Annotated in this window: 1 protein-coding gene; it reads left to right on the plus strand. The window is 38.7% G+C overall.

The window, feature by feature from the left end:
- Positions 1-440: 440 nt before the first annotated feature.
- On the plus strand, positions 441-860 hold a 420-nt coding region (locus A3738_RS04650; protein ID WP_197473591.1), incomplete at its 3' end, for a LysM peptidoglycan-binding domain-containing protein.

Here is an 860-nt window from a genome sequence, read left to right on the forward strand (position 1 = left end):
AAATAGGGTTGGCAGCGATTTGGTTTGTTGTTGGAGTAGGCTCAATTTTGCTCATATTAGTTGTTATAAATAGACTAGAGCGGAATGCAAACTAGTGTTACGTAACGGAACACTCGAGTATTTTGGTAACACTTTTGCAATTGTTTTCAAAATAAAAAAGTACTTAAATAATAGGTACTTAGCGGCACTTCTTAAAACGAACTCTACTTATGTAAAATATAAAGAAATATAAAAATATTTTTATATTTCTTTAGGTTATATTTAAGGTCGATATGTTGAACGAAAAACTCATGTTTGGTGTACGAGAAATTGACGTCTTTTGGCGCAAAGCTCTTTCTGTAACCAAATGTATCTTGGTTTTTTTTGCATTATCGGCGTGCACTTCTCCAGACATTTACTACAATAAAAACTTTAACCCTCCGGTGTATTTTGGAACTCATGTGGTTCAGTCCGGTGAAACGCTATACAAGATCGCGTGGCGCTACGGACGTGACTACAAAGAGTTAGCAAGTGCTAACAACATAAAATCGCCATATACCGTTTTTGTTGGTCAAAAAATAGACTTGGAAGTGAGTGCTTCAGCCATCCAGTCGGCCTCAAATTCTGCCAGCTCTTCGCCTTCTGGTTCTTCAAATGTAACAAAACGTAAACGAAAACCTGAATCTCGTTACAAATCGACAAAGAACAAAAATCTCAATAATTCCAATAACATAACTTGGGCGTGGCCTCATGTTGGCCTGATCCTTGCGAAGTATTCTGTGAACTCACGCAGTCGGGATATCAACAAAGGCATTGATATAGGAGGTGCCGTCGGCGATGACGTTAATGCAGCAGCTTCGGGAGAAGTTGTATATGCAGGG

The organism is Oleiphilus sp. HI0066, from assembly GCF_001635725.1.